This is a genomic window from Thiocapsa sp. UBA6158, from assembly GCF_002423035.1.
Classification (GTDB): Bacteria; Pseudomonadota; Gammaproteobacteria; order Chromatiales; family Chromatiaceae; genus Thiocapsa.
This window is the reverse complement of the sequence record NZ_DIUM01000030.1, coordinates 18,133-42,281: the sequence shown is the minus strand read 5'-3', so window position 1 is coordinate 42,281 and position 24,149 is coordinate 18,133. Positions and strand designations below refer to the sequence as shown.

24 protein-coding genes and 1 tRNA gene are annotated in these 24,149 nt (G+C 65.0%); 18 read left to right on the top strand and 7 right to left on the bottom strand.

Features of this window, described 5'->3' with window-relative positions; genetic code table 11:
• Nucleotides 1-15: 15 nt before the first annotated feature.
• Genes minC through minE form a run of 3 tightly spaced genes read left to right on the top strand, consistent with a single transcriptional unit; the run spans nt 16 to nt 1,939 of the window.
• Nucleotides 16-807 carry a septum site-determining protein MinC gene (gene minC / locus B4N44_RS04755; RefSeq protein ID WP_296697410.1) on the top strand — a complete coding sequence of 264 codons (792 nt, stop codon included), beginning with the start codon at nt 16-18 and terminating at the stop codon, nt 805-807.
• A 49-nt stretch (nt 808-856) separates the two neighbouring features.
• A complete protein-coding gene (gene minD, locus B4N44_RS04750) occupies nt 857-1,666 on the top strand; it encodes a septum site-determining protein MinD (protein WP_296697407.1) in 810 nt (269 codons plus the stop codon).
• 3 nt (nt 1,667-1,669) lie between these two features.
• Nucleotides 1,670-1,939 carry a cell division topological specificity factor MinE gene (minE, locus tag B4N44_RS04745; RefSeq protein ID WP_296697405.1) on the top strand — a complete coding sequence of 90 codons (270 nt, stop codon included), beginning with the start codon at nt 1,670-1,672 and terminating at the stop codon, nt 1,937-1,939.
• Nucleotides 1,940-2,106: 167 nt separating this feature from the next.
• Here the strand turns inward: minE and B4N44_RS04740 are convergent, their stop codons facing one another.
• Together B4N44_RS04740 and B4N44_RS04735 are read right to left on the bottom strand one after the other, a co-directional pair.
• Nucleotides 2,107-2,709 (bottom strand): L,D-transpeptidase family protein, encoded by a 603-nt coding sequence (locus tag B4N44_RS04740; protein ID WP_296697403.1) that lies wholly within the window; start codon nt 2,707-2,709, stop codon nt 2,107-2,109.
• Nucleotides 2,710-2,857: 148 nt separating this feature from the next.
• The gene (locus B4N44_RS04735; protein ID WP_296697402.1) at nt 2,858-4,054 is read right to left on the bottom strand and encodes a class I SAM-dependent rRNA methyltransferase; all 1,197 of its coding nucleotides are present in this window, start codon (nt 4,052-4,054) and stop codon (nt 2,858-2,860) included.
• Nucleotides 4,055-4,376: 322 nt separating this feature from the next.
• On the opposite strand from B4N44_RS04735, the gene B4N44_RS04730 reads away from it, so the two are divergent.
• Both B4N44_RS04730 and B4N44_RS04725 read left to right on the top strand, forming a co-directional pair.
• Nucleotides 4,377-6,452, top strand: a complete 2,076-nt coding sequence (locus B4N44_RS04730) for a thioredoxin domain-containing protein (RefSeq protein WP_296697401.1) — start codon at nt 4,377-4,379, stop codon at nt 6,450-6,452.
• Between the two features lie 123 nt (nt 6,453-6,575).
• On the top strand, nt 6,576-7,466 hold the full coding sequence (locus tag B4N44_RS04725; RefSeq protein ID WP_296697399.1) for an SAM-dependent methyltransferase: 891 nt from the start codon (nt 6,576-6,578) through the stop codon (nt 7,464-7,466).
• 179 nt (nt 7,467-7,645) lie between these two features.
• Here B4N44_RS04725 and B4N44_RS04720 read toward each other — a convergent pair whose 3' ends face one another.
• Nucleotides 7,646-8,137, bottom strand: coding sequence for a methyltransferase family protein (locus B4N44_RS04720; RefSeq protein WP_296697397.1), 492 nt, complete (start codon nt 8,135-8,137; stop codon nt 7,646-7,648).
• Nucleotides 8,138-8,405: 268 nt separating this feature from the next.
• Between B4N44_RS04720 and ybgC the strand changes: the two genes are divergently transcribed.
• From ybgC to B4N44_RS04655, 13 genes are all read left to right on the top strand, one after another.
• Nucleotides 8,406-8,840, top strand: coding sequence for a tol-pal system-associated acyl-CoA thioesterase (gene ybgC, locus B4N44_RS04715; RefSeq protein WP_296697396.1), 435 nt, complete (start codon nt 8,406-8,408; stop codon nt 8,838-8,840).
• Nucleotides 8,837-9,511 carry a protein TolQ gene (gene tolQ / locus B4N44_RS04710; RefSeq protein ID WP_296697394.1) on the top strand — a complete coding sequence of 225 codons (675 nt, stop codon included), beginning with the start codon at nt 8,837-8,839 and terminating at the stop codon, nt 9,509-9,511. Before ybgC ends, tolQ begins: the two co-directional genes overlap by 4 nt.
• 20 nt (nt 9,512-9,531) lie before the next feature.
• On the top strand, nt 9,532-9,975 hold the full coding sequence (tolR, locus tag B4N44_RS04705) for a protein TolR (RefSeq protein ID WP_093027393.1): 444 nt from the start codon (nt 9,532-9,534) through the stop codon (nt 9,973-9,975).
• Between the two features lie 21 nt (nt 9,976-9,996).
• Entirely contained in the window at nt 9,997-11,313 is a 1,317-nt protein-coding gene (gene tolA, locus B4N44_RS04700; RefSeq protein WP_296697392.1) for a cell envelope integrity protein TolA, read from the top strand.
• A gap of 15 nt (nt 11,314-11,328) precedes the next feature.
• Nucleotides 11,329-12,651 (top strand): Tol-Pal system beta propeller repeat protein TolB, encoded by a 1,323-nt coding sequence (gene tolB, locus B4N44_RS04695; protein ID WP_296697390.1) that lies wholly within the window; start codon nt 11,329-11,331, stop codon nt 12,649-12,651.
• 61 nt (nt 12,652-12,712) lie between these two features.
• Entirely contained in the window at nt 12,713-13,252 is a 540-nt protein-coding gene (gene pal, locus B4N44_RS04690; RefSeq protein ID WP_296697388.1) for a peptidoglycan-associated lipoprotein Pal, read from the top strand.
• A 195-nt stretch (nt 13,253-13,447) separates the two neighbouring features.
• Nucleotides 13,448-14,311: a tol-pal system protein YbgF gene (gene ybgF, locus B4N44_RS04685; RefSeq protein WP_296697386.1), complete on the top strand. Its 864-nt coding sequence runs from the start codon at nt 13,448-13,450 to the stop codon at nt 14,309-14,311.
• 111 nt (nt 14,312-14,422) lie between these two features.
• Nucleotides 14,423-14,498 (top strand) — tRNA-Lys (locus B4N44_RS04680).
• Between the two features lie 320 nt (nt 14,499-14,818).
• On the top strand, nt 14,819-15,721 hold the full coding sequence (locus B4N44_RS04675) for an ROK family protein (RefSeq protein ID WP_296697383.1): 903 nt from the start codon (nt 14,819-14,821) through the stop codon (nt 15,719-15,721).
• 37 nt (nt 15,722-15,758) lie between these two features.
• Nucleotides 15,759-16,370 (top strand): NAD(P)-dependent oxidoreductase, encoded by a 612-nt coding sequence (locus B4N44_RS04670; protein ID WP_296697379.1) that lies wholly within the window; start codon nt 15,759-15,761, stop codon nt 16,368-16,370.
• A 31-nt stretch (nt 16,371-16,401) separates the two neighbouring features.
• The gene (gene tsaA / locus B4N44_RS04665; RefSeq protein ID WP_296697378.1) at nt 16,402-16,881 is read left to right on the top strand and encodes a tRNA (N6-threonylcarbamoyladenosine(37)-N6)-methyltransferase TrmO; all 480 of its coding nucleotides are present in this window, start codon (nt 16,402-16,404) and stop codon (nt 16,879-16,881) included.
• A gap of 78 nt (nt 16,882-16,959) precedes the next feature.
• Nucleotides 16,960-17,580, top strand: a complete 621-nt coding sequence (locus B4N44_RS04660; RefSeq protein ID WP_296697376.1) for a hypothetical protein — start codon at nt 16,960-16,962, stop codon at nt 17,578-17,580.
• A gap of 143 nt (nt 17,581-17,723) precedes the next feature.
• A complete protein-coding gene (locus B4N44_RS04655) occupies nt 17,724-18,518 on the top strand; it encodes a TIGR01458 family HAD-type hydrolase (RefSeq protein WP_296697374.1) in 795 nt (264 codons plus the stop codon).
• A gap of 127 nt (nt 18,519-18,645) precedes the next feature.
• Here B4N44_RS04655 and B4N44_RS04650 read toward each other — a convergent pair whose 3' ends face one another.
• The 4 genes from B4N44_RS04650 to B4N44_RS04635 all read right to left on the bottom strand — a co-directional run bounded on the left by B4N44_RS04650 (nt 18,646) and on the right by B4N44_RS04635 (nt 23,981).
• Nucleotides 18,646-18,867: a type II toxin-antitoxin system YoeB family toxin gene (locus B4N44_RS04650; RefSeq protein ID WP_296697373.1), complete on the bottom strand. Its 222-nt coding sequence runs from the start codon at nt 18,865-18,867 to the stop codon at nt 18,646-18,648.
• 2 nt (nt 18,868-18,869) lie between these two features.
• Nucleotides 18,870-19,028, bottom strand: a complete 159-nt coding sequence (locus tag B4N44_RS04645; protein WP_296697371.1) for a hypothetical protein — start codon at nt 19,026-19,028, stop codon at nt 18,870-18,872.
• A gap of 364 nt (nt 19,029-19,392) precedes the next feature.
• Complete coding sequence (locus tag B4N44_RS04640; protein WP_296697370.1) at nt 19,393-22,584, bottom strand: efflux RND transporter permease subunit; 3,192 nt, start codon at nt 22,582-22,584, stop codon at nt 19,393-19,395.
• A 2-nt stretch (nt 22,585-22,586) separates the two neighbouring features.
• A complete protein-coding gene (locus tag B4N44_RS04635) occupies nt 22,587-23,981 on the bottom strand; it encodes an efflux RND transporter periplasmic adaptor subunit (RefSeq protein ID WP_296697368.1) in 1,395 nt (464 codons plus the stop codon).
• Nucleotides 23,982-24,149: the final 168 nt, after the last annotated feature.

Here is a 24,149-nt window from a genome sequence, read left to right as displayed (position 1 = left end):
CCCGAAAGCAGCAACATGGCAGGGTATCAACGCACGTCTGTCGGGGATCGCCCCGCCGTCTTCGAGCTCAAGGCGGCCGGTTTCACCCTGCCGATCATTCGTCTGCTCGAGGCCGATATCGAGGCGGTCGCCGCCGAGCTGGGTGCCCGGGTCGAGCAGGCGCCGGAGTTTTTTCGCAATACGCCCGTCGTGATCGATCTGAGCGCCTTCCCCGAAGGCGGTGCCAAGGTCGAGTTTCCGCTCTTGGTCGGTTTGCTGCGCGGCTACGGCATGATTCCATTCGGCGTGCGCGGCGGCAACAAGGCCCAGAACGAGGCTGCCGAGGCGATGGAGCTGGCGATCCTCGGCGAGCACGAGACCCGCGCGACGCGTACCGAGCGCGCCATCGTGCCCGAGGAGCCCGCGCCGAGCGCCCCAGCGGCGGCCGCGCCGTCGGTGCAGCAAGGCGAGCCCGCGCCAATCCCGCGTGCAGGAGCCGGTGCGGCCTTCACCTTGGTGACCCGCCCGGTGCGCTCGGGGCAACGCGTCTACGCCGCCGGCGGAGATCTGTCCATCATCGCCGCGGTGAGCTCGGGCGCTGAGCTGATGGCCGACGGCAACATCCATGTCTACGGTCCGTTGCGCGGTCGTGCGCTGGCCGGCATGAAGGGCAACACGGACGCGCGGATCTTTTGCCAAGACCTTCAGGCGGAGCTGGTGTCGGTCGCGGGGCATTACCGGGTGAGCGAGAACATCCCGATGGAGCTGCGCGGCGTGCCGGTCCAGATCTATCTGGACCAGAAGATTCTGAGAATCGAAAAACTTTGACCCGATGCAGGGTTGGGCGACGGACCATCCCATTTTGGAGGCGGCTACTTTGGCGAGAATTATTGTGATCACCTCGGGCAAGGGCGGGGTCGGCAAAACGACCACGTCCGCCGCGTTGGCCATGGGACTGGCGCAACGCGGTCATCGCACGGTTGTCATCGACTTCGATGTGGGCCTGCGCAACCTTGATCTCATCATGGGTTGCGAGCGCCGTGTCGTCTACGATTTCGTCAATGTCATCAATCAGGAGGCCAACCTCAACCAGGCCCTGATCCGCGACAAGCGTTGCGACAACCTCTATGTGCTGCCGGCCTCTCAGACCCGCGACAAGGATGCGCTGACCAAGGAGGGTGTGGGTCGGGTGCTCGAGGAGCTCGCCCACGGTTACGACTTCATTGTCTGCGACTCGCCGGCCGGCATCGAGCACGGCGCGACCATGGCCATGTACTATGCCGACGATGCCATCGTGGTGACCAATCCCGAGGTCTCCTCGGTGCGGGACTCCGACCGCATGCTGGGTATCCTCTCGAGCAAGTCGCGCCGGGCCGAGTCCAACGAGGAGCCGATCCGCGAATTTCTGCTGCTCACCCGCTACGATCCGGCGCGCGTCGAGAAGGGCGAGATGTTGAGTGTGGACGACGTGCAGGAGATCCTGTCGCTGACCTTGATCGGCGTCATCCCTGAGTCGAAATCCGTCCTGACCGCATCCAACTCCGGAGTCCCCGTGGTCCTCGATCGGGAGAGCGATGCCGGCAAGGCGTATGCCGATACGGTTGCTCGCTATCTGGGCGACGAGGTGCCGCACCGTTTTCTCCAAGTGGAGAAGAAGGGCTTCCTGAAGCGCTTTTTCAGAGGCTGACCTATGGGCTTACTCGACTACTTCCGCTCCTCGCGACCGAAGGGTTCCGCAAATGTAGCCAAGGAGCGGCTGCAGATCCTGGTGGCCCACGATCGCACGCAGCGTGGCCGTCCCTCTTATCTCCCCAAGCTGCAGCAGGAGATCCTCGAGGTCATCCGCAAGTATGTGGAGGTGGATATGAACGCCGTCTCCGTGAAATACGAGCAGGAGGACAGTCATGAGGTCCTCGAGCTCAATATCGTCCTGCCGGATACGGCCGAGGGACGGATCTGAGGGCGGGCGGGCGAGGCCCGCAGCCTCCGGCCTCCAGCCTCCGGCTTTTTGGGTCGATGATCCCGACGTATGATCGGCGTTCGACCGAGATCGACCGGCATGCACGGGTTTTCCGTGCAATCTTCCGGACTACACTGACCTGGCGGCTGGCGGCTGGCGGCTGGCGGCTACGGCAGGATCTTGATCGGCGTGCCGTCGCGCACCATCGACCAGATCTCGTCGATCTCGTGGTTCTGCACCGCGATGCAGCCCTGTGTCCAGTCTCGGTTCGCGTATTGCTGACGCAGCGCCTCGGACTGGATGTAATTGGGCAGCCCGTGAATCATGATCATCCCACCCGGATTGGAATAACCGAGCGAGCGACTGACGAGCTTGTCGCGTTCGTTCGGGTAGGAGATGTGGATCGACTTGTAGAAGTTGCTGTTCGGGTTGCGCCAGTTGAGCAAATAGTCGCCGATCGGAGTGCGCTGGTCTCCCTCGCGAAACTTGTGACCGTCCGGTGAGCCGCCGAGCGCGATCCGGTATTCGCGGATCACCCGTCCGTTGTTGTGCAGCTCGAGCTTGCGCTGCGATTTCTTGACGACGACTTTGTCCGCATGGCTCGGCTCGACCGTCGCCATCTTCGGTGCGCTGCTGCATCCGGCGAATCCCAACGCCCCAGCAACGGCGAGCGCTGCCAGCAGGTATCGGGCCGGATGCGCACCCTGCGCGGGTCGGCGGGTAGGGTGCCGGGCGATGGCGGTCATGGGGTCTTTCGCGTCGGTGTGCATGGGTCTGATCCGGTGTCTGGAAGGGCGCCACGGCGTCGGCCGTGCTCAACAGCAACACGCGAAAGTGTAGGTAACCGCATGAGAAAACGCCATCTTGTTTGTCGATTTTTCGATCTGAAAATCCCGAGCCGAGCCCCGGGATCGCCGATCAGAACTCGGGAAGGACGCGGAAAAAGAGCGTCTTGAGATAGGCGGTCTCCGGGATCGCCGGATGCACCGGATGGTCCGGTCCCTGCTGTCCGGTCTCCAAGAGCTGCAGGGTGCGTCCGGCGCGGCGTGCCGCCTGCTGAACGGTCCGCACGAAGACGTCGCGACCCATGTGGAAGGAGCACGAGGAGGTCACCAGCAGGCCGCCCGGCTCCAGGAGCTCCATCCCGAGTCGATTGAGCCTCAGATACGCCTGAACCCCGTCCTTTTCGTCCTTGCGTCGCTTGATGAAGGCGGGCGGGTCGAGGAGCACTGTGTCGAAACGGGCGTCCTCCTCGCGCAGTGCGCGCAGGACCTCGAAGGCATCGCCGTGTCGGCCCTGGACGCGCTCCGCCAGCCGATTGCGTGCGGCATTGTCGGCGACCCGCTCGAGTGCCGGCAACGAGCTGTCGACACAGACGACCTGCTCGGCGCCCAGCGCCGCGGCACGCAGACCCCAAGCACCGATATAGCTGCAGACATCCAGGACGCGCCGGCCCACACCGTAGCGTGCCAGTCGGGTACGGTTCTCGGCTTGGTCGAAGAACCAGCCGGTCTTCTGGCCGGTCAGGGGCGAGACGAGGAACTCCAGGTCGTTCTCGATCAGGGGCAGGGTGTCCTCGGGCGAACCCAGGATGACCTCGACGCCCTGGGTCAGGCCCTCCATCTCGCGCACCGAGGTGTCGTTGCGCAGTACGATCGCCTTGGGGCGCAGCACCTGCTCGAGTGCGGCCAGGATCTCGCCCTGCACCCGTTCCATCCCGGCGGTGGTGATCTGCACGGCGAGCAGATCCCCGTAGCGGTCGACGACCAGGCCCGGCATGCCGTCGCTTTCCCCGAAGATCAGTCGATAGAAGGGGCGCGTGTAAAGCCGCTCGCGCAGGGCGAGCGCATCGTGGATACGCTTCAGCCACAGTGTCGGGCTCAGTGGCTGTGTCGGATCGCGGCTGACCACGCGGGCGCAGATCAAGGAGTGCGGATTCGCGTAGCCGTGGCCGATCCAGCGATCATGGTCGCTGCGGATCGCGACCGGCTGGCCCGGCTGGAGATCCTTCAGCGGCGTGGCCTTGGTATCGACCTCGTTGCTGTAGATCCAGCAGTGTCCGGCGATGAGGCGGCGTTCCTGGTCTTTGCTCAGGATGAGGGGTTGGGTCTTCATGATCGCGTGTCCTGTGGTGTCTGGGCGCTCGTCGTCTCGCGCGGTGACAGACTATCAGAACCGGCCGAGGTCGGTCGGGGCATGGAAAGGGGAGTCGGGGGGACCCACGTTCCGATATGAGCCGGCAGCCGGCAGCCGCCAGCCGCCAGCCGTAAGCTATCAGCTCGTAGGTTGTGCTGACGATAGGCGACACCACTTGCGCCGAGGTTTGGTTGCGTTTGTGCCCCGCACCGCTCGGGACAACCTAAGGCGCTGATGTCGAGACAGCTGACAGCGCACGGAGCCCGCCTATCAGTTGCGACCCATGCCCGGAGGATCAGCCATGTCGAACGCCCATCCGTCACCGACCGGCCATGCCAACCGTCTTGCTGGAACCACCAGTCCTTATCTCCGACAGCACGCGCACAACCCCGTGGATTGGTGGCCTTGGTGCGAGGAGGCGCTTGCCCTGGCGCGCGCGACGGATCGGCCCATCCTGCTCTCGATCGGCTATTCGGCGTGTCACTGGTGTCATGTCATGGCCCATGAGTCCTTCGAGGACGTGGGCACGGCGGAGCTGATGAACCGTCTCTTCGTCAACATCAAGGTCGATCGGGAGGAGCGCCCGGATCTCGACAAGATCTATCAGACCGCACACCAGCTGCTTGCGCGACGCCCCGGCGGTTGGCCGCTGACGGTGTTTCTGATGCCGAACGATCAGAAACCTTTCTTCGCCGGGACCTATTTCCCGCGCGAGCCGCGTCACGGCCTTCCGGCGTTCAAGCAGCTGATGCAGGGTATCGAGCGGGCCTATCGCGAGCAGAAGACGGCGATCGAGTCGCAAAACGAAAGCTTGATGGCGGCCCTTGCAGAGCTGGAGCCGAGTGCCTCGGACGCGCTGCCCGAGCGCTCGGTGATCGATGCGGCACTGCAGCAGCTCGACGAGAGCTTCGACACCGAGCACGGCGGATTCGGCGATGCACCCAAGTTTCCGCATCCGACCAATCTGGAGCTTCTGCTCCGGCACTCGGCGGGCGATTCGGAGGCCGTCGCGCCTGATCGCTCGGCGCTCCGGAAGGCCCTTTGGACGCTTGAGCGGATGATTCGCGGCGGACTGACCGATCAGCTCGGCGGTGGTTTCTATCGCTATTCGGTCGATACGCGTTGGATGATCCCGCACTTCGAGAAGATGCTCTACGACAACGGCCCGCTCCTCGCACTTTGCTGCGATGCCTTCGCCGTGACGGAGGATCCGCTGTTTCGGGATGCGGCCGTCATGACGGCGGACTGGGTGCTGCGCGAGATGCAGTCCCCGGAGGGCGGCTACTGGTCCAGCCTGGACGCCGACAGCGAGGGCGAGGAAGGAAAATTTTATGTCTGGGATCGCGACGCGATCCAGGCCCTGCTCGCACCCGCCGAATATGCTCCGTTCGCCGCCGTCTACGGTCTGGATCGCCCGGCCAACTTCGACGGCCGCTGGCATCTGCACGGTTATCGCAGGCCCGAGGCTGTCGCCGGTGATCTCGGATTGGAGCCGGCGCGGGTGCAGGCACTGCTCGCCGCTGCACGCGCGACACTCTATGTGGCGCGCGAGCGCCGCGTACGCCCCGGCCGGGACGAGAAGGTTCTCACCGCTTGGAACGCGCTCATGATCAAAGGCATGGCGCGTGCCGCGCGCACCTTCGATCGGCCCGATTATCTGGAGTCCGCCGAGCAGGCCCTCGCCTTCATCCGCGCCACACTCTGGCGCGAGGGTCGGCTGTTCGCGACCTACAAGGACGGCACTGCCCATCTGAACGCCTATCTCGACGACTATGCCAACCTGCTTGATGCGCTTCTGGAACTCTTGCAGACACGCTGGTCACGAGCTGATCTCGACTTTGCACTCTCGCTGGCCGAAGTGCTCCTGGAGCAGTTCGAGGACCCGATCGAGGGCGGCTTCTGGTTCACCGGCCGCGATCACGAGACACTGATCCACCGCACCAAACCGCTCGGCGACGAGGCACTCCCGTCCGGCAACGGGATCGCCGCCACGGCACTCCAGCGCCTCGGCCATCTCGTCGGCGAGCCGCGCTATCTCGCCGCGGCCGAACGGGCCTTGAAGCTGGCGGCCGAGTCGATCGGCCGCATGCCCTATGCCCACGCCACACTCCTCTTTGCGCTCGACGAGTGGCTCGATCCGCCCGAGACCCTGGTGATCCGCGCCGGCGACGAGCGTCTCGACGCCTGGCGCCGAGAGGCCCAACGCGGCTACCGACCGCGTCGTTTTGTGCTGGGTATCCCCGTCGAGGAGAGCCATCTCCCCGGCACGCTCGCCGCCATGGTGCCCGGCGATCGCCCGCGCATCTACCGCTGCCGAGGCACAGAGTGCGAGACGCCGACCGAATCACTCGGCGACGTCTTGAATCCAACCCCGTAGATTGCGCCGACGGTAGGAAGTACAACGCCGGCAGACGTGCCGAGTGCCGAACCTCGCGCCTTGCGCGCGCTCGGTACAAGCACCGCCGTCCGGCAAACCTCAGCCACCAGCAGGTCATCCTCCATGTCGACAGCCCGGCCGTTTCGACGGCATCTCGCCTATCTCGATTGGCTCTACAACCCCTTCGGGTCGTGGGACGTCACCCGCGTCTACGATCTCTTGTCGACCGACGTCGCCACCGAGAACGGGCTCTATCTCAATCTGGGCTACTGGAGCGCGGAGCAGACGCTGGACGAAGCCTGCCAAGCGCTCGCCGCCTTGGTGGCGGAGCGCGCATCGATGGGCCCGGGCGATCGGGTGCTCGACGTCGGCTTCGGTTTCGCCGACCAAGACATCTACTGGCTTCGGACCTACGCGCCCGATCATATCCAGGGCCTGAACATCACCGCCTCCCAGGTGGCCGTCGCACGCGGGCGGGTCAGAGACCTCGGTCTCGAAGAGCGCATCGATCTGCGTGAAGGATCGGCCACGGACATGCCGCTGCCGTCGGATTCAGTCGACACGGTCGTCGCCCTCGAGTGCGCATTCCACTTCAAGACCCGAGAGCGCTTCTTCGAGGAAGCCTTTCGCGTCCTGCGTCCGGGCGGCCGATTGGTCACGGCCGACATCATCCCCATGCCCTTGTCCGACGACTGGCTTACCCGCCTCAAACAGCGCTGGTCCTGGGGTCTGGTCGCGAGCAAGTTCGCGATCCCCGCCGAAAACGTCTACAGACGCGACATCTACGCGGAGAGGCTCGAAGCCTGCGGTTTCGGAGATGTCGAGGTTGCCTCCATCCGCGATCGCGTCTATACCCCCCTGCACGACTACCTGTCGAGACACCCGGAAACGCTCGATCGACTCCATCCGGCGACCCGACTCCCGGCCCGACTCGCACTCGGCATGAGCGCCGAGAGCGTTTACGGCGGTTTGGACTATGTGCTCGCCGTCGCCTATAAACCTCGCCTTTCGTGACCTACGCGCTTTTCTCGGAGACCACGCTCGCGACGACCAGGCGACTTATACCTGGCGAGTTTTGGAGGACTGAAAAACAAAAACGCGTTTACCCTCCTAAACCGCGTCTCAGCTAAGGGCTGAGGATGCACCAAACGTCGAGCTCACTCGAAAATTGAGCATCTCGCTCTGGACGCGGTTTAGTAAAGAAAGGGAATGAGCTTCTTCACCCCCTTCGCATACTCCGCATACTCGGGATGACGTTCGGTCAACCAACCCTCTTCTTTGCTCGCCTTGTAGTCGAAAAAGAAGAAGCCGACGACCAGTATGGCAAGGTGCGGGATGCTCAGCGTGAAGAGCACCCAGCCCGCCGCAGCGAAGAGCTGGCTGCTGTAGAGCGGATGGCGAACCCGGGCGTAGACGCCGTGCTTGACCAGCTGGCTGTGATCCACGGGATAGGGCAGGGGGGTCAGATACTCGCGGATATGGACCGAGCCGAAACCGCCGAGGACAAGGGCGACCGCCCAAAAGGCGATCAACGCCGGCCAGCGCACGGGGGCGAGTGCATCCAGCAATGCCGGGGTCGCGAGCGGATTCCATGCAGGGGTGAAGAGAAAGGCGAAGAAGAGCACGAATTGCAGTACGACGAGATATTCGCCGCGGTGGCCCTTCAGGAACGAGAAACGGGTCATGTCGATATCCTTGTCGGAGGTTGAGCGCCGGCGACGGTCTGTCGGGTCGCGAAGACAGGCATTGTCCGACATCCGCGGAGGTTGTGCCGAACACCGGTGGGCACAACCAACCCTGCCTCGATGCGGAATGCCCGGTTGGCTGCACAGCGCCGTTCGACGCCCGTCTTCGAGGTAAGGTGCCTGAACAGGTGCTTTCCGGTACACTCCCGCGGCTTGAGTCAAGCCCAAACATGCGGTCCATGCCGTGCCGACAGCGAGCGATCCCCGGTTGTTGACCTTCACCTGGCCGGTGCGGGTCTATTACGAAGATACCGACGCGGGCGGTGTGGTCTTCTACGCCAATTATCTCAAGTTCCTGGAGCGTGCGCGTGCCGAATGGCTGCGCGCCGTCGGCTACGAGCAGGGTGTCTTGCGCGCGCGTCGCGGGATCCTCTTCGCCGTGCGACGCGTGACCATCGACTACCTGGCACCCGCCCGTCTCGATGATTGCCTGAGCGTAACCTCCCGCCTGGTGCGTGCGGGCGGTGCGAGTCTGGAGTTCGACCAACAGGTCATGCGCGACGGGGACGGCACCTGTTGTTGCCGAGCCGCCGTGAAGATCGCCTGCATCGATATCGCCACCCTGCGCCCGGCGCGTCTGCCCGGCGATCTCTTGTCCGAGTTGTTGCCGTTCGCGAGCGGTCCAGCGGAGCCCTTGTCATGACGTCCGATCTGTCCTTGTTCAACCTGATCCTTCAGGCCAGCCTGGTGGTCCAGTTGGTCCTGCTAGTGCTGGTGATCGCCTCCGTGACCTCTTGGACCATGATTCTGGACCGCGCCCGCGTGCTCTCCAAGGCCCGCAAGAGCGCCAACGCCTTCGAGGAGCGCTTCTGGTCCGGCGGCGATCTCAGCGCACTTTACAAGGATCTGAGCGAGAACCGTAAGGGCGAGCACGGCCTGCCGTCCATCTTTCGCGCGGGCTTCAAGGAATACGTGCGGCTGCGCAAGATCGAGGGCAATGACCTCATGGCCGTGCTGCAGGGTAGCGAGCGCTCCATGCGCGTTGCCCTCAGTCGCGAGATGGACCGTCTGGAGACCAGCCTCACTTTTCTGGCGACGGTCGGCTCGACCAGCCCCTATATCGGGCTCTTCGGCACCGTCTGGGGCATCATGCATGCCTTCCATGCGCTCGGAAACGTCGAGCAGGCCACCCTCGCACTGGTTGCGCCCGGCATCTCGGAGGCCCTGGTTGCGACCGCCATCGGTCTCTTCGCGGCCATCCCCGCCGTCATCGCCTACAACCGCTATTCCTATCAGGTCGAGCGTCTCAATAGCCGCTACGAGGAGTTCATGGAAGAGTTCTCGACCCTGCTGCAACGCCAAGGCCGCAACTGAGCGTTCGAGGACGCCCGCAGATGCTTAAACGCACCCGTTCCAGACAACGTCGCCGGCCGATGGCCGAGATCAATGTCGTGCCCTACATCGACGTGATGCTGGTGCTGCTCGTCATCTTCATGGTGACGGCGCCCTTGATTACGCAGGGTGTGAAGGTAGCGTTGCCGCAGGAGAAGGCCGGCGGTATCCCGAGCCCGACGACCGAGTCGCTGATCATTACGGTCGATGAGTTCGGTGACTATTACATCGATATCGGGGACGAGAAGAACGCCCCGGCCAGCGAGCAGATCCTGTTCGACCGCATTCGTGTCGTGCTCGAATACACGCCCGAAACGCCGATCCTGGTGCGTGCGGACCATCGTGTCGATTACGGGCGCGTCGTGCGTGCCATGGTCGTCGCTCAGGCGGCTGGCGCTCCGGAGGTCGGTCTGGTGACGGTGCCGCCGGAGCGCCGCGAGCGCTGACGCGGCGGCACGAACCCCGACATGTGGCAGATCCTGAGGCAGAACCCGAGGGCCTTTTATTGGTCGTTGGCTCTGCATGTCTTTTTCGCCCTGCTCTTCTTCGTGGGCGTCAAGCTCGAGCGGCCCATCACGGAGGCCGGGAGCAAGCCGCGCGTGGTGCAGGCGAGCATCGTGAGCGATGCTGCGCTCGAGGCGATGGTCGCGGAGTTTCAGGCCGAGCAGGCTCGGCGACCGGCCGGTCCGCAGATCAGTCCCGAGGTGGGCACGGCGATCAGCCCGCAAGCGCAGGAGCCGCCGGACGCGGTGACGCTTGAAGACCTGAGCGCCGCCGAGGCCGCCCGGCTCGAAACCGAGCGGCTCGAGGCCGAGGTGGCCGAGGCGGAGCGTCGGGCCGACGCCGAACGCGAGGAGGCGCAGCGTCTTGCCGAAGCCGCTCGCGCCGCTGCCGAAGCCGAGCGCCTGGCAGCGGAGGCCGAAGCGGCTGCGGCCGAGGCGGAAGCGCGCCGTCAGCTGGAGATCGACCGCATGGCCGAGGCCCAGCGCCGAGCGCAGGCCGAACGAGAGGCCGAGGAGGCCGCTGCGAGGGCCGAGGCCGAAGAACGCGCCGAAGCCGAACGACGTGCCGAGGCCGAGCGTTTGGCCGCCGAGGCCGCAGCCGCCAAGGCCGAGGCGGAGCGTCTGGCCGAAGAGAAGCGTCTTGCCGCGGAGGCCGCGGCCCGCGCCGAGGCGCAACGCCGGTCCGAGGCGGTCCGCGCCGAGGACGAACGCCGAGCGAGGGCCGAGGCCGAGCGTCGTGCCGAGATCGAGCGTCGCGCGGAGGCGCAGCGCCAGGCCGATGCCGAGGCCGCCATCGAGCGCCAGCGTCAGCTTGAAGAGGAGGCCCGCCGGATGGCCGAGATGGAGGAGCGTCGCCTCGTCGAGGAGCTTGCGCAGGAGAGTATCGAGCAGGAGGCGAGGCGGATGGCCGAGGAGGATGCGCAGCGCGGGCTCGCCGCGGAAGAGGCGCAGCGCGCGCGTGAGGGCGACCCAAACTCATCACTGGCGACCGAGCAGCTCGCGCGCGAGGCCGATCGCTACGTCCCGGTGATCCGAGATCGGGTCCGTCAGGTTTGGGTCCGGCCGCCGGCGACCGGTCGCGATCTCGCCACGGTGGTCTCGGTGCGGCTTATCCCGGGCGGCGACGTCGTGCCGAACAGCGTTCGGGTGGTTAAGAGCAGCGGCAATACCGCCTTCGATCAGTCCGTGGTCGCCGCGATCAATCAGGCATCGCCCTTGCCCGTGCCGTCCGGACCCCTGTTCGAGCGCTTTCGCGAGTTTAATTTTACCTTCAGGCCTTAGCCAGGACAGACCCCTATGCCCCGACACCAGCGCCGCACCTCGATCCTCATGGCCTTTGCCGTTGTCCTGTTCGGATTCGGGCTCGGATTCGGGGCCGGGCCGGTACAGGCGCGTCTGAACATCGAGGTCACCGGCGGCGTCGAGGCCGCGCAGCCAATCGCCGTCGTCCCCTTCGGGGTGAGCGACGGGCTGATCCCGCCGGTGGACATTGCCGCGGTCATCAGTGCGGATCTCGCGCGCACCGGGCGGTTTCGTGCGATGCCGACACGCGACATGCTCGACATGCCGGCTCGTCACGAGGACGTGGATCTGCGCGACTGGACCCTGCTCGGGATGAACAACCTGGTCATCGGCCGCGTCGAGCCCGACGGCAGCGGTTACCGGGTCAGCTTCATCCTCTACGACGCCTTCCGCGGCGACCAGCTCGCCAACAGCACACTCATCTCCACCAAGGCCGGCATGCGCAACACGGCGCACCGCATCTCCGACATCATCTATCAGAAGCTCACCGGCCAGCGCGGCGTTGCGGCGACCCGTATCGCTTACGTGACCGCCACCGGTCAGGGCGAGGGCCAGACGGTGACCCTGCGCGTCGCAGACGCCGACGGCTACAATCCCCAGACCATCGTCTCCTCCGGCGAACCCATCATGTCGCCGGCCTGGTCACCCGACGGGCGGCGTGTCGCCTACGTGTCGTTCGAGAACAAGCGCGCCGCCATCTATGTCCAGGAGCTTGCGAGCGGGCGCCGCGAGCTGGTCGCGAGCCATCCCGGCATCAACGGCTCGCCGGCCTTCTCGCCCGACGGGCGCAAGCTCGCGATGACCCTCTCCAAGGACGGCAATCCCGACATCTATGTGCTGGATCTGACGAGTCGCGAACTGGTGCGTCTCACCGACCATTTCGCCATCGACACCGAGCCCTCCTGGTCGCCCGACGGTCAACAGATCATCTTTACCTCCGATCGCGGCGGCAGTCCTCAGATCTACCGGATAGGCTCGGGTGGCGGACCTGCCCAGCGGATCAGCTCCGAGGGCGACTACAACGCGCGCGCATCCTATTCCCCGGACGGGCGCTCCATTGTCTTGGTGACGCGGGTCAGCGGGCGGTTTCGCATCGGTGTGCTCGATCTGGATCGCGGCTTCACGCGGGTCTTGAGCAACGGTAGCCTCGACGAGTCACCGAGTTTCGCGCCGAACGGCAGCATGGTAATTTACGCGACCATCCACGGCGGCCGCGGCGTGCTGGCCGCGGCCTCGATCGACGGCGGCGGCAACCAGCGCCTGTCGCAGGATTCCGGCGAGGTCCGCGAGCCCGCTTGGTCTCCATTCATCAAATGATCCCGGCGCGCCTTAAGCAATCGAACGTCCAATCCCCGAAGCTGGGGCGAAGGAGTCTGTGATGACAACGAACCCCAACGGCATCCGGGCGCCGGCGCTCATGCTCCCTGCCATCGTGCTCGTCGTCGCCTTGGCCGCCGGCTGCACCAGCGCGCCGAAACAATCGACCGAGCCGGTGACGTCTCGGCCGGTGCCGACGGCGCCGACCACGACTGCCCCGCTCGAAACCACGCGCCCGGTCTATGCCGGGCCTTGGGAGGATCCCGGCAACCCCCTGTATCAGCGGACCATCTATTTCGACTACGACACCGCCGAGATCAAACCCGAATATCTCCCGGTGCTGAAGACCCATGCGCGTTATCTGGGTACCAACGCAGGGGTCAAAGCGACACTCGAAGGCCACACCGACGAGCGCGGAACACGCGAATACAACCTCGCGCTGGGCGATCAGCGAGCCGAATCGGTGCGGCGTTTGATGATCGCCGACGGTGTGCCGCCGAACCGGTTGTCCACGTTGAGCTACGGCGAAGAACGTCCTGCCAATCCGGGGCATAGCGAGCAGGCATGGCGGTTGAATCGGCGTGTCGTGATCCAGTATTGAATCGCGTCCGGTGCGACCTGCGGGTTTTCCGTCGGGATCGGATTTCGGCGTGTGTCTGCGGGTGTCGGCGTCGACGCGCTTGAAGTCTTTTGAGAATTTCATTCAATCTGCTTTTCTTGGCGCTCTGGGTCGTTGGTTGACTGTCGAGCGCGCAGGTTTCGGTTCTCACCGGAGCAGGCTTTAGGAGTGTACTCGATGGGTATCCGACCGATTGTCCTGATTCTGTCTGCGGCTCTGATCGCTGCGGCCGTCCCGGCAGCGACCTTTGCAAACCCTGCCCTCGAGGCGCGGCTCGCCCGCATGGAGCGCATCCTCGAGAATCAGGCCGGCTCCGATCTCCTGCTTCAGATGCAGCAGCTGCAGATGGAGATGCAGGAACTGCGCGGGTTGGTCGAGATGCAGCAGTTCGAGATCCAAAAACTGCAGCGGCAGCAACGCGATCAATTTCTCGATATCGACTCTCGGCTCGGCGCCGATCGCGGCGATCCCTTGGGTCCGGCCGAGCCGGGCGACCGCAACGGCGGCCTCGAAACCGGATCCATCGACATCAGCGGAAGCGATCTCGACGCCCCCGTCGGGACGCCCGAGCCGCCGCCCGCCATCGGCGCGCCCGTTCCCTCGTCGAGCGGAGCCGCCGGCATCCCCTCCTTGCCTTCCCCCGAGACGACCGGCGGCAGCGAGCGCGATGCCTATGCCGCCGCCTTCGAGCTGCTCAAAGAGCGCAAATACAACGAGGCTCAAGCCGGCTTCAACGACCTGCTCCGGCGTTATCCGCAGGGCCAGTTCACCGACAACGCCCGCTACTGGCTCGGCGAGACCTACTATGTCCAGCGCAACTACCCGGCCGCCTTGGCCGAGCTCGATCGCTTGGTCCAACTGAGCCCCGACAGCCCGAAGGTCCCCGGCGCCATGCTCAAGATCGGCTACATCCAGTACGAGCAGAAGCAGCTCGACCAAGCGCGCGCCGTGCTCGAGGACGTCGTCAAACGCTACCCCAACAGCACGGAGGCGCGTCTCGCCAAGAGCCGTCTGGAGCGGATCGGACAAGAGTTGCGCTGAGCGACATCGAGCCATATCGGGGGGCGCACGGCCGCGACGACGCTCGTTTTCACGAGCGCGCGTCGTAACCCTTCAAAAAGACAGCGCGCCGCTTTATACTAATCGGCTTTCGCGCCCTTAGCTCAGTTGGTAGAGCATCTGACTTTTAATCAGGTGGTCGCGCGTTCGAGTCGCGCAGGGCGCACCATAAAAACAACGGCTTAGGCGTTTTGCGCCTAGGCCGTTCGTGATTGGGCCATACGCGATCGTCGCCAATGCGCAGCCGATAGAGGCGGTCGCCACCTTGCGGCTTGCGGGTTTCCGGCATGCGTGGGTCGCTGGCCAGGGCTCGATCGCCGCGCCGATGCGCGTTCGGGAAGCCTTGCTCAGCGCCGGCAGGGCCATGCGCGCGCTGCGTTTGATCTTGATCCGTAGGACATTACAAGCCCGGTTCGGCCTTGACCGATTCCCATGGAATGGTGGGTTGATCCATCGCCTTGCGCGCGTCTTCCAGGTCTTCCAGACGTTATGACTCGGATCGGCATCGACCTCGGCGGGACCAAGATCGAGATCGTCGCGCTGGGTGCCGACGGGCGCGAGCTGCTGCGACGGCGGGTGGCGACGCCGCAGGGTGACTATGTCGCGACGGTCGGCACGGTCGCAGCCCTGGTAGAGGACGCCGAGCGGGCGCTCGGCGTGCGTGCCAGCGTGGGTGTCGGTACCCCGGGCTCGGTGTCTCGGCTCACCGGATGTCTGCGCAATGCCAACTCCACCTGTCTGAACGACAAGCCCTTGCAGCGCGACCTCGAGGCCGCGCTCGACCGGCCGGTGCGTCTGGCCAACGACGCCAATTGTTTCGCCATGTCGGAGGCGGTCGACGGCTCGGGGGCCGGCGCGGAGAGCGTTTTCGGTGTGATCCTCGGCACCGGGGTCGGCGGTGGTGTCGTGGTGCACGGCCGATTGCTGATCGGCGCCAATGCGATCGCGGGAGAGTGGGGTCATTCGCCGCTGCCCCTGCCGGATGCGGACGACCGACCGCTGCCGCCCTGTTACTGCGGTCGCGCCGGTTGCGTCGAAACCTATCTCTCGGGTCCGGGGCTCGCGGCCGATCATGCGCGACGTCACGCCGGGATGTTGGACGCTGCGATGATCGCCGCACGTGCCCTCGCAGGTGACCCGGCCTGCGAGGCCAGCCTCCGACGCTACGAGGCGCGTCTGGCCCGCGCGCTCGCGGTCGTCGTCAATCTTCTCGACCCGGATGTGATCGTGCTCGGCGGCGGACTCTCGAAGCTCGATCGGCTCTATCGCCACGTCCCGGATCTCTGGACGGCGCATATCTTTTCCGATCAGGTTGCGACCCGGCTGCTGCCGGCGCGGCATGGCGATTCATCCGGCGTGCGTGGTGCGGCCTGGCTGTGGGGTGTAACCTGACAGCCGATCGACTGCCGGTCTTCACGAGGAGCACCCAATGCACATCGCCCTTTTCGGCGCGACCGGGGGAACCGGACGCCAGGTTTTGGATCAGGCCCTCGCGCAGGGAGACGCCGTCTCGGCGCTGGTGCGGGATCCCTCGAAGCTTGCGGAGCAAACAGGATTGACCTTGGTCGTCGGGGATGTCCTGGATCAGGCTGCGACAACCCGCTGCATCCAAGGTGCCGACGCCGTGATCTGCGTCCTCGGCTCGCACGGGAGCCGGGAGCCGATCGAGGCGCTCGGCACGGGCGTGATCTTGGATGCGATGCGCGAAACCGGCGTGCGTCGGCTCGTTGCGGTGACCTCGCTGGGTGTCGGAGACAGTCGCGAGCAGATCAGCTGGGCGTTCCGCGTCATCATGGATCTGACGTTGAAACCCATCATGATGGCCAAAGAAGAGCAGGAACGGCTCATCAAGGCGAGCGGGCTCGACTGGACCATCGTGCGTCCGGGCGGATTGACCGATGGTCCCCGCACCGGCGCCTACCGCTTCGGGCGCGATCGTTCGATCAAGGGAGGGCGTATCAGCCGCGCCGATGTGGCTGATTTCGTGTTGCGGCAGTTGACCGACCCGGCCTTCATCCACCAGACCCCGGCGGTGAGCTGAGCAGCGGCGAGGTCATCGTCACCGAGGACCTATGAACATCGAATACAGCCCGATCGGCACCATCCACTCCCCGTTTGCGCAGCCCACGGACATGCCGATTCAACCGACCGGTGCGCTCGGCGTCCAGGGCACGATCGAGGTGCTCGAGGCTTTCCGAGAGGGCCTGAATGATCTCGATGGCTTCTCGCACCTGATCCTGCTCTACCACTTTCACCACAGCCGCGGATTCGATCTTCAACCCGTGCCTTTTCTGGATCGTGAACCGCGCGGGCTGTTTGCGACCCGAGCACCGAAGCGTCCGAATTCGATCGGCTTGTCCGTCGTGCGATTGGACAAGATCGAGGGCGGTCTGCTGTCCATCACGAACGTGGATATTCTCGACGGAACCCCGCTGCTGGACATCAAGCCCTATATCCCGGCGTTCGATACGCCGAGAGACGTGCGCACCGGCTGGTTCGAGAACGTCGCCTCGGCGCTCTCCAACCACCGATCGGATGATCGATTTCAGTAGGCCCCGAGGGTCTGGCTCCTCCTCCCGCGAACACGATACTCGGAGTGTCTACTGACCCCGATGCGCGGGAGGACAGCCATGAGCAAACCGGGAGCGAACGACGACAGGCTGGTACGGCGGATCAGGTTCTACTGGGACTCGCCGGTACGCAAATTCATCTGGGACTCGCTGCTGCGGGTGCCTTGGTTGATCGCCTACACCATCGCAGGGACCGCGGTTTTGGTGATCCTGTTCGCATTGACCTCCCAGGGTCGGGATCTGCTGCGTATCTCGGCCGAGCGCGGTTTCGCGCTCGCCGATCTCGGCTTTCTTTGGAACCTCTTGTTCCTGATCGGCACGCTGATCGGCTCTCTGTCGCTCTGGTACACATCGCGGCTCACGCTGGGTATCGAGTATCCCGCCTATCCGTTGGACCCCAAGTACGCGGCCTTCGGGCGGTGCTGGTGGCCGCGCGTCGTCGGTAGCCTGGTGCCGCTCGCCATCGGCTGGACCTTTCTGCAGATCGGCTCTGCGGCGCCGAGCAGCGAGACTCTGCTCGGCTGGCTCTACCTCGGGATGGGTTTTGCGTTGTTGCTCTTCTATGTGGCGCGCAGGCCGGTTTTCGGGGTGGCACGAGACGACATGATCCGGTGGCAGCCTCGGAACAAGGTTCGTGATCGGTTTCGACCCGTGAATGACCAAATTTGTTCGCATCGATGAGAACCGGCCAAAGGGCCTTTTCTGCGCCGTTGCCCAAACGTCGAACCGACCGGATCTTAGGATGATCGACGGCGTCCGGGGTGAAAAACGCGTCCTCCGAAGCCACAGGTTTACGGATAAGCTCGTTCGAGGAGGCCATCCCGATGAATGCGATTCTGATCGATCTCGACGGTGTCTTGTATCAGGGCGATGAGCCGATTCAGAAGGCCGATCAGGCCATCGACTGGGTCCGGCGCCGGGCGATTCCGCACCTGTACGTGACCAACACCACCTCTCGACCCCGTGCGGCCATCGTCGACAAGCTCGCGCGGCTCGGCATCGCCGTGGAGACGGACGAGATCCTCACGCCGCCTTTGGCGGCGAGTGCATGGCTCGCCGAGCGCGGTATCTCGCGGGTGGCGCTGTTCGTGAATCCGTCCACTCGGGCCGACTTCACCGGCGTGATCCCGCTTCCGCCGGACGCCGAGGAGGGTGCCGAGGCGGTGATCCTCGGCGACTTGGGCGAGGGGTGGGACTATGCGACGCTCAATCGCGCCTTCCGCCTCCTGATGGCCGAGCCCGGCCCGCTCCTGATCGCGCTCGGTATGACACGCTACTGGCGTGCTCCGGACGGTCTGCGTCTCGACACCGCGCCCTTTGTCGCGGCCCTCAAACATGCCACGGGCATCGAGCCGATCGTGCTGGGCAAACCTGCACGACCTTTCTTCGAGGCGGCGCTGACCGCCTTGCGGAGCCCCGCCGCCGACACCCTCATGATCGGCGACGATATCCGCAGCGACATCGCCGGCGCGCAGGCCGCCGGACTCAAGACACTGTTGGTGCGCACCGGCAAGTTCCGGCCCGCGGATCTCGAAACGGAGATCCGCGCGGACGGCGTGATCGACTCGATCGCGGATCTACCCGCATGGTGGCAGCGGACCGATCCGGCGACGTCTTGACAGACGCGCCCCGCGACGCCCGCCAACGCCACGCTCAGGCGGTGACCGGAGCGCTGGGGATGGAATCACCGCCAGGCTCCATGTGGACCTGATGTCGAAGTGGACTTTTGACACCCGCTCTGCGGTGTCACGCATGCCAGTCAGGCAGCGTGGCCTCATCGAGGTCCTGTCCGCGCGACCCGTAGCCCGACAGATTGCCGCGCAGGGGCTCGGGCTTGCCGATCCCGGCGAACGGCTCGCGAGCGGTGTCCGTGATCAGGGCACTAATCCGTTGCAGCGTCCTTCGGTCTTGTTTCCGCCAGCAGAGGTCAGCATCCCAAGCGTCGGGGACGAAGCGGTTCCCGCGCACGATCAACCGCCGTCCGCGTCGAGCAAGGCTCGCGGCCGGGCCTCGCCCGCCTGATCCTGTCGAATCGCGCGGGCCAGGGACTCGGCATTGGCGGGTGTCGAGAGAAGATGCAGGGTCTCCAGGTGGAGCGGTGCAGCGATTCCGAGCCCGTCCGAGATCATTTTCGTTGTGGTTATCGATGGTCGATGACGACAACGAACGGTCTCGACACATCTTCCCTGCTGCACTAAACCGCGCCTGACGCGGTATGCGATGTTTTTGGATTGGATCAGTGTTGGCAAATTCGGCGAGAGTCGGAGTCTGTGAGGTTTAAGATCTTGAATAATAAAAAATTCTAAACCGCGTCTCCAGCGAGGCCGAAGAAATCTCCGAAGCCAGACAGAGAATGAGAATGACGCATTTCGCTCTGGACGCGGTTTAGATCCGGGAGCTCACCTCCTTCGATTCGGAATCCTCCCGACGATCGCGGCAGGCCCGCCTCGAGCCCGTCGCCGAGGATGGATCCGCCGACGACGGGGCGACCGCCTATCCGCGCACCTCGGTGGCCTTGGCCTCGGCCGTCGGCTGCGCGTCGGCGTCTTCGGCCGTATCCTCCGGCTTCGACGTCATCCAGGCCCCCCCCTTTTCGCCGAGCCACTGGAACATGATGTAGAGGGCGGGGATGAGCAGGATGCCGAAGATCACGGCGAAGAGCATGCCGCCGAGCACGGTGGATCCCAGGTGGATGCGGGCGTTGGCGCCGGCACCGGTCGCGAGCACCAAGGGCATGAGACCGATGATGAAGGCGAGCGCGGTCATGAGCACGGCGCGGAATCGCATGTGCGCGGCGACGAGGGCCGCATCCAGCAGGCTCTTGCCGCCCTCGCGCTGCTCTTTGGCAAACTCCACGATGAGGATGGCGTTCTTGCCGGCGAGACCGATCAGCAGGACCAACCCGATCTGGGTGTAGAGGTCGTTGTCGAGTCCGGCGAGCCAAAGGGTCACCGCGGCACCCAGGATGGCGACGGTCACCGAGGTCAAGACGGCGAAGGGGATGGACCAGCTCTCGTAGAGCGCGACCAGGAAGAGGTATCCGAAGAGGAGCGCCAAGGCGAAGATGGCGATCTCTCCGCCTGCGCTCTGTTGTGCCTCCTGCAGCGACAGGGCGGTCCATTCGAAGCCATAGCCCTCGGGCAGTGCCTTTTTGGCGGCTTCCTGCATGGCGGCCATGGCGTCGCCTGCCGAGTGTCCGGGGGCCGGGCTGCCGCTGATCATTGCCGTGAGGAACTCGTTGTAGCGGAAGACCAGGTCTGTTCCCAGCTGCTCGCGGATGGTCGCCAAGGTGCCGATGGGGACCATGGCGCTGCTGGTCGAGCGGACATAGGCGCCCGCGAGATCGTCGACCGTCATGCGTGCATTCTGGTCGGCCTGGACGTTGACCTGATAGGTCTGCCCTTGATAAGTGAAGTTGTTGACGTAAGTGCTGCCGAAGGTGGCCTGTAGGGTGTTGAAGACATCGGCGACCGGGACATCCATGTACTGTGCCTTGGTTCGGTCAAGCTCCAGGTAGAGCTGCGGGACATCGGCGCTGAAGGATGAGTAGGCCCGCCCGATGCGCGGGTCCTGCTGGGCCGTGGCGATTAGACCCTGCAGCGTCTGGGTCAGCTCCATCGGGGACTGCCCGCCGAGGGCCTCGAGCTGCATGGTGAAGCCGCTGGCTTGGCCGAGCCCCGGGATGGGCGGCGGCGGGAAGAGGAACACCGTGGCCTCGGGGATGGTGCTCATCTGCCCTTGGAGGCTTTGGAGAAGACCCTTGATCCGCAGCTCCGGCGTGTCGCGCTCGTCCCAGGGGTCGAGGACGATGACGCCCATGCCGCTGTTGGACGAGGGGGCGCTGGTGAGCATGCTGTAGCCCGAGACCGTCATGACGTTGGCGACACCGGGCGTGCGCGAGGCGATCTCCTGGACCTGCTTGAGCACATCCGTGGTGCGCGGCAAGGCGGAGCCGCTGGGCAGGCTGACGTCGACGAAGAGGACGCCTTGGTCCTCGTTGGGGATGAAGCCGGTCGGCAGGCGGTCCAGGAGCAGTACGGCCGCGATCCCGATGAGGACGATCAGCAGGCCCGCCACCGCGGAGCGTCGGGCGAAGATGCGGACGATGCCCACATAGCCGTTGCGGGTCTTGTCGAATCCGGCGTTGAACCAGGCGAAGGGTCCGCGTTTCGCCGCCTTCGGCTTATGCAGAAAGAGCGAACAGAGGACCGGGGAGAGCGTCAGCGCATTCAGCGCGGAGATGGCCACCGCCGCCGAGATGGTCAGCGCGAACTGGCGGAACATCTCGCCCGAGATACCGGGCAGGAAGGCAACGGGCGCGAAGATCGCAAACAGCACCAGTGTGGTGGAGATGATGGGCCCGGTGACTTGCTCCATGGCCTTGAGGCTGGCGGCGCGTCGGTCGAGCCCCTCTTCGAGCATGAGGCGCTGGACGTTTTCCACCACGACGATGGCGTCGTCGACGACCAGGCCGATCGCCAGAACCACCGCGAAGAGACTGATGGTGTTGGCCGAGAACCCCGCTGCGAGCAGGACGACGAAGACACCGATCAGGGACACCGGGATGGTCAGTGCCGGGACGATGGTCGCGCGCAGGTCCTGCAGAAAGATGAAGACCACCAGGAGCACGATCACCGAGGTGATCGCCAGCGTGAACAGGATCTCCTGGATCGACGCCTTCACGAAGAGGGTCGAGTCGTAGATGACCTCGGCCTCCACACCGGCCGGGAAGCGCGTCTTGAGCGTTTCGAGCTCGGCGCGGACCGCCTCGGCGACATCCAGCGCATTGGCCTGCGGGGACTGATAGATGCCGATGGCTGCGGCCGGCTTGCCGTTGAGATAGGACATCTGACCGTAGGATGCGGCACCCAGCTCGACCCGGGCGACGTCCTTCACGCGCACGATGGCTCCGTCCTCTCCCGTACGCACCACGATCTGCTCGAACTCGCTCGGCTGAACCAGCTGGCCTTCGGTCACGATCGGGTATTGGAGCACCTGATCGTTGCCGATCGGCGGGCCGCCGATCTGGCCGAGCGCGGCCTGCAGGTTCTGGGCCTGGATGGCGCCGATGACGTCGCTCGGGGCGATCCCGAGCGCGGACATCAGCTCGGGCTCGAGCCAGATGCGCATGGAGTAATTGAGCGGTCCGAAGAGGTTGGCCTCGCCGACGCCCGGGATACGCGCGATCTCGTTCTGGATGTTGATGGTCGTGAAGTTGGACAGGAAGATCGGGTCCTTGCTGCCGTCCGGTGAGTAGACGTTGATGAAGAGCAGCAGGTTGGTGGACTCGGCCTGGACCGTGATGCCCAGCGCCTGGACCTCTTGGGGCAACTGGGCGAGGGCCTGGGAGACCCGGTTTTGGGTGTTGACCTGGGCGATGTTCGGGTCGGTGCCGACCTCGAAGGTGACCGTCAGGTTATAGGTGCCCGCGGCGGAGGCGGTCGAGGACATGTAGATCATGCCCTCCACACCGTTGACCTGCTGCTCGATCGGGCTGCCGACCGTGTCGGCGATGGTCTGGGCGTCGGCGCCCGGGTAGCTGGCCGTGACCTGCACCACCGGGGGGACGATATTCGGATACTGAGAGACCGGGATGTTGAAGATCGACAGGAGTCCGGCCACCACGATGACGGTCGAGACGACTGCCGCGAGGCGTGGCCGATCGACGAAGATCTTGGCGATCATGCTCAGCTCCCCGTCTTGGGCGCGGGTTGGGGTGTGGTCTGATCCGCGGCGTCGTTCTCTCTGGTCTCAGGCCCTGTCGTCGCAGGCATGGCGGCGCCGGTCTCGCTCGCGGGCGCAGGCGGTGTCTTCTCGGAGGGGGTTTCGCTTGTGGCGTCGGTCTTGGTGTCCTCCCCCTCTTCGGGCGCAGTCGCTCGTGTCGGCGTCACTACCATTCCCGCCTTGATCTTCTGAATGCCCGAGACGACGACGATCTCGCCTTCCTTGAGTCCGGAATCGACGACGAAGTCGGTCCCCATCTGACTGCCCGTCTTGATGGTCCGCAAGGCCACCCGATTGTCCGGACTCACGACATAGACCTGTTTGCCGTCCTTGGTCTGGATGAGCGCCCCGGCCGGAATCACGGGTTGACGCTTCTGCTCTGCGGTGTGGATGAGTGCCGTGATGAACTGGCCCGGCAGCAGCACGCCTTCCGGGTTGGGGAAGTCCGCATAGATGGCGATCGAGCCGGTACTGGCGTTGACCTGGTTGTCGACGAAGGCGATCGTCCCTTTTTGGGTATAGGTCGCGCCGGTCGGGAGGATCAGCTCGGGTACGTAGTCTTGAAAATTCTCGCCCGGTGTGCCGGCCGCCTCCGTGACGCGCACGAAGTCCGCGCTCGGGATCGAGAAGACTGCGCGGATCGGATCGAGCTGCACCACGGTGGAGAGGACCTTGCTGCTCGGCCCGACGAGGTTGCCGACGGTGTAGTTGGTCGCACCGATGCGCCCGTCGATCGGACTGGCGATGGTCGTGTAGCCGAGGTTGATTTGGGCGGTCTTGATGTCGGCTTGGGCCTGCAGCACGGCGGCTTTGGCCTTGTCCAGGTTCGCCTCGGCCATGTCGCGCTGAGCCCGCGATCGATCGAACTCGGACTGAGATGTGTCGCCCTTCTTCACCAGCGCCGAGAAGCGTTCGAACTGGGCCTGCGCGTCCAGCAGGTCCGCCTCGGCCTTGGCGACGTCGGCGACGGCCGAGGCCAGCTCGGCGTTGGCCGCGTCGAGCTGGGCCTGGAACGGGGCCTGATCGATCCGGTAGAGGAGCTGTCCGGTCTTGATCAGCGAACCCTGGTCGAACGCGACCTCATCCAGGAACCCCTCGACCCGTGCCTGGACGCTGACCTGTTGGATTGCCTGGATAGTCCCGATGAAGCGGCCGTGGTGATCCACGAGTCGGGTCTCCACGGCGGCGACCACGACGGCCGGTGGGGGCGGGGTCTTGTCCGCACCCGTGGCCGGCTGATCCGCTGCGAGCACCGTCGAGCCGACCGTCAGGATCAGCAACGCGGCGCTCAGCGTCGGCAGCGCCGAGTCGAGCCGCGAGCCGGCGAGCCGGCCGGGTGTTCTTGAATGCGTCGTCATGGGCCATGCCTCTCCTTGGGGTAGGGTGATTTGCGCCGACACCCTCGTCCGGGATGCGGGGCAGCGGGGAATCGGGCAGGGGGTGAAGCCGGCGACGGGGCGTGGCGGCCATACCGGACTCCGAGCGATGCCGGTCCGAACCTCTCGGGGTGTCGACAATTCGACAGG

Excerpts from the sequence above, each read along its gene's own strand:
- minC (WP_296697410.1), top strand. The coding sequence starts at position 16 with ATGGCAGGGTATCAACGCACGTCTGTCGGGGATCGCCCCGCCGTCTTC.
- minE (WP_296697405.1), top strand. The coding sequence starts at position 1,670 with ATGGGCTTACTCGACTACTTCCGCTCCTCGCGACCGAAGGGTTCCGCA.
- B4N44_RS04740 (WP_296697403.1), bottom strand. The coding sequence starts at position 2,709 with ATGCACACCGACGCGAAAGACCCCATGACCGCCATCGCCCGGCACCCT.
- B4N44_RS04735 (WP_296697402.1), bottom strand. The coding sequence starts at position 4,054 with ATGAAGACCCAACCCCTCATCCTGAGCAAAGACCAGGAACGCCGCCTC.
- B4N44_RS04730 (WP_296697401.1), top strand. The coding sequence starts at position 4,377 with ATGTCGAACGCCCATCCGTCACCGACCGGCCATGCCAACCGTCTTGCT.
- B4N44_RS04725 (WP_296697399.1), top strand. The coding sequence starts at position 6,576 with ATGTCGACAGCCCGGCCGTTTCGACGGCATCTCGCCTATCTCGATTGG.
- B4N44_RS04720 (WP_296697397.1), bottom strand. The coding sequence starts at position 8,137 with ATGACCCGTTTCTCGTTCCTGAAGGGCCACCGCGGCGAATATCTCGTC.
- tolQ (WP_296697394.1), top strand. The coding sequence starts at position 8,837 with ATGACGTCCGATCTGTCCTTGTTCAACCTGATCCTTCAGGCCAGCCTG.
- tolR (WP_093027393.1), top strand. The coding sequence starts at position 9,532 with ATGCTTAAACGCACCCGTTCCAGACAACGTCGCCGGCCGATGGCCGAG.
- tolA (WP_296697392.1), top strand. The coding sequence starts at position 9,997 with ATGTGGCAGATCCTGAGGCAGAACCCGAGGGCCTTTTATTGGTCGTTG.
- tolB (WP_296697390.1), top strand. The coding sequence starts at position 11,329 with ATGCCCCGACACCAGCGCCGCACCTCGATCCTCATGGCCTTTGCCGTT.
- pal (WP_296697388.1), top strand. The coding sequence starts at position 12,713 with ATGACAACGAACCCCAACGGCATCCGGGCGCCGGCGCTCATGCTCCCT.
- ybgF (WP_296697386.1), top strand. The coding sequence starts at position 13,448 with ATGGGTATCCGACCGATTGTCCTGATTCTGTCTGCGGCTCTGATCGCT.
- B4N44_RS04675 (WP_296697383.1), top strand. The coding sequence starts at position 14,819 with ATGACTCGGATCGGCATCGACCTCGGCGGGACCAAGATCGAGATCGTC.
- B4N44_RS04670 (WP_296697379.1), top strand. The coding sequence starts at position 15,759 with ATGCACATCGCCCTTTTCGGCGCGACCGGGGGAACCGGACGCCAGGTT.
- tsaA (WP_296697378.1), top strand. The coding sequence starts at position 16,402 with ATGAACATCGAATACAGCCCGATCGGCACCATCCACTCCCCGTTTGCG.
- B4N44_RS04660 (WP_296697376.1), top strand. The coding sequence starts at position 16,960 with ATGAGCAAACCGGGAGCGAACGACGACAGGCTGGTACGGCGGATCAGG.
- B4N44_RS04655 (WP_296697374.1), top strand. The coding sequence starts at position 17,724 with ATGAATGCGATTCTGATCGATCTCGACGGTGTCTTGTATCAGGGCGAT.
- B4N44_RS04645 (WP_296697371.1), bottom strand. The coding sequence starts at position 19,028 with ATGATCTCGGACGGGCTCGGAATCGCTGCACCGCTCCACCTGGAGACC.
- B4N44_RS04640 (WP_296697370.1), bottom strand. The coding sequence starts at position 22,584 with ATGATCGCCAAGATCTTCGTCGATCGGCCACGCCTCGCGGCAGTCGTC.
- B4N44_RS04635 (WP_296697368.1), bottom strand. The coding sequence starts at position 23,981 with ATGACGACGCATTCAAGAACACCCGGCCGGCTCGCCGGCTCGCGGCTC.